Consider the following 5,144-nt stretch of genomic DNA (forward strand, 5'->3'; position numbering starts at 1 on the left):
TTTGGTTACTTTGGGGCTCTTTTCCAAAGTGACCCGCCGTCAGGCGGAACCCTAAGCGGCCGTTACCGCAGCAATGAATATGCACACAATCCAACTGTGTTGACTGACAGGCCGCCTTCGCGAGCAAGCCCGCTCCCACAAGTTGGATCGTTGGGGTGTCAGGTAGATAGGGGGCGGCTGGCAGGCCGTCATCGCAGGCAAGCCAGCTCCCACAATGACCGCGTGGTGTCAGGCGGCCCGCTCTTCGCCTGGGTTGCGCAGGAAGTAGCGTTTGTACTCCCGACTGAACTGCGACGTACTCTGATACCCCACCTTGTGCGCCGCCTGCGCCACACTCATGCCTTCCACCAGCAACAACTGCTGGGCCTTCAATAACCGCAAGCGCTTGAGGTACTGCACCGGCGATAACAAGGTGCAGCGCTTGAAATGCTCATGAAAGGTCGAGGCACTCATGTGCGCAAATCCGGCCAAGGTCTCGATATTCAGCGGCTCGGCGTAATGGGCATGCAGGTGGTTCAATGAGGTGGCGATGCGCGAAAACTGCCCCTGCTGTTCCACCAGCGCACGCAACACATCGGCCTGAGGCCCACGCAAGGCGGTGAACAACAATTCGCGCACCCGCGCCGGGCCCATGATCCGGCTTTCCAGCGGATCGTGCAGGCACTGCAACAACCGCTCGACGCAGCCGCGCATCGCATCGTCCAGCACCACCGAACTCATCGACTCCAGGGTCTGCGCGGTCGGCGGCGGCCCGGCCTGCATGCCCATGGCAATCACCAACTCGCCCAACACCACGCGGTCGATGCCGACCGTGACGCCGTACAGCGGCGCCTCGGGAGCCATGGCAAAGGTCTCGCATTCGAACGGCACCGGCATGGCCTGGATCAGGTAATGCCCGGCGCCATACTCAAGTGTGCGCGGGCCAAGGTAGGCGACTTTGCTGCCCTGGGCCACGAACATCAGGCTTGGCTCATAGATCTGCGGCCCACGCGCCACATCGCAACTGGCGCGCAGCACCTGCACACCGGGCAGGTGAGTCGGGGAAAAACCGTCGCGGGGCGTGAGCCCTTCGATCAAGGCAACCAGCGTGGCATTGGCGTCCAAATGGCGGGTCAACAGCATGGCAAAAAACTTCGCGAATGAGGGATGACAGCATCATCGCAGGTCTGGCGGCCAATATATCCAAACCTCAGGCACTGCCGGACGAATAGGCATGAGACTCGGAGCAATTGCCATGTTCGCGCCAGGGGCCGGCGCGCAGACTTTGCCGCCTCTGCAGTCCAAGCTTTTGTGAGGTTTACTATGTACACCGCCATCGGTTACGCCGCCCAGTCGGCCACCACGCCCCTCGCCCCGATGTCATTTGAACGCCGCAGCCCGCGCGTCGATGACGTGGCCATCGAGATTCTCTACTGCGGCGTGTGCCACTCCGACATCCACCAGGCGCGCAACGAATGGGGCATCGCCGTGTACCCGCTGATGCCGGGCCACGAGATTGTCGGCAAAGTCACCGCCGTCGGCGCCAACGTGACCGCGCATAAAGTCGGCGACCTGGTGGGCGTAGGCTGCATGGTGGACTCGTGCCGTCACTGCCAAGCCTGCCAATCAGACCTTGAGCAGTATTGCCTCGAAGGCCCGACCATGACCTACGCCACGCCGGACCGCGTGGATGGCAGCAACACCATGGGCGGCTACTCCGACAGCATCGTGGTCAGTGAGCACTTTGTGGTGAAGATCCCGGCCAAGCTTGACCTGGCCAGCGCTGCGCCGATCCTGTGCGCAGGCATCACCACCTACTCGCCACTCAAGCACTACGGCGTAAAGGCCGGCGATAAAGTCGGGATCCTCGGCATGGGCGGCCTGGGCCACATGGGCATCAAGTTCGCCAAGGCCATGGGCGCCGAAGTCACGCTGTTCACCCGTTCGGCCAGCAAGGCCGAGGAAGGCCGTCGCCAGGGCGCCGACCATGTGATCGTGTCCACCGATGCCGAGCAGATGAAAGCCGCTGCCGGGCACTTCGACTTCCTGCTCGACACCATCCCGGTGCAGCACGACCTGAACCCCTACCTCGATGTGCTGCGCTTTGACGGCGTGCATATCCTGGTCGGCCTGATCGAGCCGGTGGACCCACCCGTCAACGCCGCCAAGCTGGTGCTGGGCCGTAAAGTGTTGGCCGGTTCGCTGATCGGCGGTATTGCCGAAACCCAGGAAGTCCTGGATTTCTGCGCCGAGCATGGCATTACCTGCGACATCGAGATGCTCGACATCCGGCAGATCAACGAAGCTTACGCGCGCATGATTGCCGGTGATGTGAAGTACCGCTTTGTCATCGACATGGCGAGCCTCAAAGCCTGATCAGGCCTTGGCGCCCAACTCCGCTGACAGCCGGGCTGCGACCTGTTTGATCACAGGGATCAGCTCGGCCATTTTCTCCAGCGGCATGTAGGGCACCGTACTGGCGATACTGATGCCGGCGACAATGCGCCCGCTGGCATCACGCACCGGTGCCGCCACGCAGCGGATCGAAGGCTCGTTGTCTTCAAGGTCAAACGCGTAGCCCCCCTCCACATACTCATGCATACGCTGTTCGAACTGCGCCCAGGATTGCTCCGGGTGCTGCGGCCATTGCAGGCTCTTGCCCGACGCCGGCAAGCTGGCCTCGTACAAGCGCTGCCACTCCTGCGGTGAGTCATCGAGCATCAACGCCTTGCCGATACCGGTGCGCGCGAGCGGCATGCGATGGCCGACCCGCGAGCGCATTTCCGGGCCGTTGCGGCCGGGGTTCTTGTGCAGGTAAAGCACCTCGTCGTATTCACGAATCGCCAGGTGAATGGTGTCGCCGGTCAGCGCCGACAACTCGTCCAGGTACGGCACTGCCAGGTTCACCAAGGGCAACTCTTCACGCGCCTGGAACCCCAACTCGATCAGCTTGGGGCCCAGCAGGTAACCGACCTGGGGCACCACGCGCAGGTAGCGCTCGTCCACCAGGCAACTGGCCAGGCGGTGCGTCGTGCTGCGCGTGGTGCCGATGCGCCGGGCGATCTCCTTGAGATCCCGCGCACCGGCCGCCACCGCTTGCACCACGCCCAGGCCGCGCAACAGGGTCTGGGTGCCGGTGGGGGCGGCGTCTTTGACGGGGGTGTGGGCGTTTTCCTGCATATCGGGCCTATAAGTATGAAAGCGGGGGCATTATGGCAAATACCGCCCTCTTGAACACAGGAGATCCAAGGTGGGAGCTGGCTTGCCTGCGATGGCGGTGGGTCAATTAAAGATAGGCTGGCTGACACACCGCTATCGCAGGCAAGCCAGCTCCCACAGTTTGATCTTCACAGGGTGAACATCAGCGTTGTTTCATGCGGTCGATTATCACCGCCAGCAACAGGATCGAGCCACGAATCACATACTGGTAAAAGGTATCGATGTTCTTCAGGTTCATCGCATTCTCGATGATCGCCAGAATCAACACCCCGGCAATCACATGGCGGATCATGCCGATACCGCCGCTCAACGACACGCCGCCCAGCACGCACGCCGAAATCACCGTCAGCTCGAAACCCTGGCCAATCATCGGCTGGCCCGAGGTCATGCGTGAGGCGAGGATCACCCCGGCCAAGGCGCCGATCAAACCGTGCACGGCAAAGATGATGATCTTGGTGCGATCGACATTCACCCCCGCCAGCAACGCGGCTTCCTGGTTGCCGCCAATGGCCATGGTGTTGCGCCCGTAGGTGGTGTAATTGAGCAGCCAGCCAAAGAACACAAAGCACAGCACGGTGATGATGATCGGCACCGGCACGCCCAGCAGTTGGCCGTTGCCGAACACGAAGAACCCTTCATTCATCACCCCCACCGCCTTGCCGTTGGAGAAGATGTAGGCCAGGCCGCGCACAATCTGCATGGTTGCCAGGGTGGCAATCAACGCGTTGATGCGCAGCTTGGCGATCACGATGCCGTTGATCAGCCCGACCACCAGGCCCATGGCCAAGGCCGCCGACACGCCGAGTAGCACGCTGTCGGTGTCGCGCATCACGATGCCCGCCACCACCCCGGCACAGGCGATCACCGAACCCACCGACAAATCGAAGTGCCCCGACGCCAGGCAGAACAGCATGGTGCACGCGGCAATGCCCACGGTGGAAATCGCCAGACCGAGGCCGCGCATGTTCAACGGCGACAGGAAGTTATCGATGAACACCGCGCTGAGCACAAAGATGCCCAGCGCCGCCAACAGCATCACCCAGTCATCGAGAAATTTGCGCTGATTGAAACCCGGCCAGAAGCCCTTTGCTGTTTTTACCTGAGACATAGCCAAACCCTCTTGTTCTTGTTCAAGCCCGCGACTGTGGCAGCGCCAGTTGCAGCAGGCGCGCTTCATCCGCTTGGGCGCGGGGCAACTCACCGGTCAAGGCGCCTTCACTCATCACCAGGATGCGGTCAGAGATGCCCATCACCTCCATCAGGTCGCTGGACACCACGATCACCGCGATGCCACTGGCCGCCAGGTTATGGATGATCTGGTAGATCTCCGACTTGGCGCCGATGTCGATACCGCGAGTAGGTTCGTCGAGCAGCAACACCTTCATCGGCATCGACAACCAGCGGCCAAGGATGGCTTTCTGCTGATTGCCGCCGGACAGGTACATGATCTTCTGCGCCGCGTTCGGCGTTTTGACCCGCATCGCCTGGATCTGTCGGTCGGCGTTACCTTTCTCCCAGCCTTCGCGCAACAGCCAGCCAAAGGTGGAATGGGCGCCACGGGCGCTGATGTTGATGTTTTCAGCGACGCTGCCCAGCGGGATGATGCCCTCTTTCTTGCGGTCCTCCGGACACAGCAGCACGCCAGCGGCAATGGCGTCGCGGGGTGAGCGCAGTTGCAGCGCTTGCCCGCACAGTTCCAGGCTGCCGGCGCTGGCGCGCTCTAACCCACTGAGCAGGCGCAACAGCTCCGTGCGCCCTGCCCCCACCAGCCCGAACAGGCCGAGGATCTCGCCTTTGCGCACCTGGAAACTCACCGGTTCACGCAGGCCGGGGCCGAGCAAGCCCTCGACCTTGAGCGCCACTTCGCCCTGCTCACGCGGTCGGTAATCGTAGATATCCTGGATATCGCGACCGACCATGCAGGTCACCAACTGGTCGTGGGTCAA

Annotated in this window: 5 protein-coding genes; 1 reads left to right on the forward strand and 4 read right to left on the reverse strand. The window is 62.1% G+C overall.

Translation table 11 applies throughout. The annotated features are described in order from the left end of the window. Window positions 1–228 precede the first annotated feature (228 nt). A complete protein-coding gene (locus tag A7K61_RS30145) occupies window positions 229–1,122 on the reverse strand; it encodes an AraC family transcriptional regulator (RefSeq protein WP_003193483.1) in 894 nt (297 codons plus the stop codon). Between the two features lie 180 nt (window positions 1,123–1,302). Here A7K61_RS30145 and A7K61_RS30150 point away from each other — a divergent pair, with 180 nt between their 5' ends. Then, a complete protein-coding gene (locus tag A7K61_RS30150) occupies window positions 1,303–2,355 on the forward strand; it encodes an NAD(P)-dependent alcohol dehydrogenase (protein WP_044268473.1) in 1,053 nt (350 codons plus the stop codon). Here A7K61_RS30150 and A7K61_RS30155 read toward each other — a convergent pair whose 3' ends face one another. The 3 genes from A7K61_RS30155 to A7K61_RS30165 form a co-directional block, all read right to left on the reverse strand. Then, on the reverse strand, window positions 2,356–3,159 hold the full coding sequence (locus A7K61_RS30155) for an IclR family transcriptional regulator (RefSeq protein WP_047711590.1): 804 nt from the start codon (window positions 3,157–3,159) through the stop codon (window positions 2,356–2,358). Window positions 3,160–3,340: 181 nt separating this feature from the next. Continuing rightward, a complete protein-coding gene (gene araH, locus A7K61_RS30160) occupies window positions 3,341–4,306 on the reverse strand; it encodes an L-arabinose ABC transporter permease AraH (RefSeq protein WP_069558989.1) in 966 nt (321 codons plus the stop codon). A gap of 22 nt (window positions 4,307–4,328) precedes the next feature. Then, window positions 4,329–5,144, reverse strand: an 816-nt coding sequence (locus A7K61_RS30165) for an ATP-binding cassette domain-containing protein (protein WP_139129572.1), incomplete at its 5' end; no start/stop codon positions are given.

Source organism: Pseudomonas sp. AP42 (genome assembly GCF_001728935.1).
Classification (GTDB): Bacteria; Pseudomonadota; Gammaproteobacteria; order Pseudomonadales; family Pseudomonadaceae; genus Aquipseudomonas; species Aquipseudomonas lactis.